Origin of the sequence: Mesorhizobium sp. M1A.F.Ca.IN.020.04.1.1, from assembly GCF_003997315.1 — a bacterium.
GTDB lineage: Bacteria > Pseudomonadota > Alphaproteobacteria > Rhizobiales > Rhizobiaceae > Mesorhizobium.
Map to the genome: position 1 here is coordinate 1 of NZ_RZSN01000353.1, position 1,850 is coordinate 1,850.

2 protein-coding genes are annotated in these 1,850 nt (G+C 58.4%); one reads left to right on the top strand and one right to left on the bottom strand.

Annotation, left to right across the window (positions count from 1 at the left end; genetic code table 11):
* Positions 1 to 892: 892 nt before the first annotated feature.
* A complete protein-coding gene (locus tag EOA49_RS32965; protein WP_164747113.1) occupies positions 893 to 1,069 on the bottom strand; it encodes a hypothetical protein in 177 nt (58 codons plus the stop codon).
* 224 nt (positions 1,070 to 1,293) lie between these two features.
* On the opposite strand from EOA49_RS32965, the gene EOA49_RS31745 reads away from it, so the two are divergent.
* Entirely contained in the window at positions 1,294 to 1,548 is a 255-nt protein-coding gene (locus tag EOA49_RS31745; RefSeq protein ID WP_127242323.1) for a hypothetical protein, read from the top strand.
* Positions 1,549 to 1,850 lie beyond the last annotated feature (302 nt).

Genomic DNA, 1,850 nt, shown 5'->3' on the forward strand with positions numbered 1-1,850 from the left:
GGATGTGGGGATCAGGCCGGGCCTCTTACCCCGTTCCGAGCCGGGGCAGACGCGCATTATGCGCCGCCTTTTCAGGACTGACATTAACATTTTCTAGGACTTAAGCGAATAAGCCCGGCAAACGGGCCGCCTCAGAGATGCCCGGCCTGCCGAGGTATCGAGGGGACCTAGGGCGCACAGGCCGGGCTCTTACCCCGATGGCCGCGGGGCAGAGAGGGATTATGCGCCCCCTTCCAGCGGTAGGCATCCACGTTTTTAGTGGTAGCTAATGAAAAGCCCGCCCCAGCTAATAAGCTTAACGGCGGTGGTGGATATCGCTAGGCTCTGCTCCGCTTAGAGAGCGAGCGCCATAGGTCCGTCTCATCGGTTGTGCCGTCAACGAAAGCTTGGAACACGTCTTTAGCCAGATATTCCCGCTGTTCGCGATCCTTCTTGGCTAGACGCCGCTCGTCGCACAACCGGCTAAACACCCGCTGGAGCATGTCCAGGTCAGCGGGCCCGTAGACGCCACTGCAACGCGACAATGACATGAGCGCCGCCCTTCTGCGCGGCGTGCAGATTATTTCATAAAAGGGCACGAACTGCGACCGCTTTTTATTAGCTACGCCTAAAATTCTGATGCCAATCGCCGAAAGTTATGCATAATCCACGCTTGCCCCTCTGCCCAAACGGGGGCATGGCCCGGCCTGTCTACCCCAGGTCACCCAAACCCCGCAGGCCGGGCCCCATGTCTAAGCCGCATCGTGACGCGCCGACTGACCAATCTTCTGTTTGTGCGATGGCTGTCCCGTCCATTTTTTCCACCCAATAGGGGGTGTTAAGAGGTACGCGTTCAAGTGACCTGTGGATTGTAACTGGCTGTTGACATCAACTGGCCTAGAGTTAGTTCGCGCTAGCCCTGCTTGAGGAGCCGCGCCTCGCGAAGCAGCGAGCTCGGATTATTGCCAATTATCTCGACGAGCTCGCGCGCTTGCGCTTCGGTGATGCCGGTTTCTCGGATTAGGAATTGCACCCTAGATTCCTTGTGAGCCTGTGCTCGCTTGCCAAGCTCTTGCTTGATTTCGGCCATACGAGAAGTCCCCTAGTCGCGCCAAACGCGATTGGGCCGAGTTTTGTTCCCGTGAAAAATTCGCTGCAGCTGCTGAGCGTAAGCGGCGGCTCCGGGGAAGCAGGAAGGCTTATCATCGAGGACGCAATAGCCCCCACATCGTTTGTAACTTTTCCAAAAGCGCGTATGTTGGCCTTGTGGCATCCGGGCGGCCCCTTGCGCCGGCCGCATTGTGGAGGGGAGCTATGGGCGCTGGGAACGGGCATGGGTCACTGGGCCTCCAACCCGGCGAGTATCTGGACCATCATCTGGAGTGCCCCTATTGCGGCACCATCCGGCTAAGGCTCCCCAAGGACGCCGAGCCCTCGACGCCGATCAAGTGCGACGATTGCGGCAAGTATCTCGGTATATGGGATGAGCTACAGAGCGATTTCGAGCGCCAGGGCGGCAACAGTGGCGCGTTCCGCCTCGATAAGGGGCGCATCCAGAAGCTCGGCTAACGCGCGTTCGCCCGCCGGAAATAAACGAAAGCCCGTCGCAGCTATTGAGCGTAAGCGACGGGCTTTTTAGGTTGCCACCAGGCGGCTACATCTGAAGGGATCGACCACCTCTGGCCGAAACTCACGAGCGCGTGATCTAGTTCCAATTTTAGCAACTGCTTGACGACCGGATTACGCGAGCTTCACTGGATAGAACTTCAGATCTTCTCGCACCTTTTTCGCGCGAGTGACTGCACTGTCTGAGCGCGGCCCTAAATGCCTCGGCTGCCAGGTCGCATTTGCGCTTGGATGGACCATTGCTC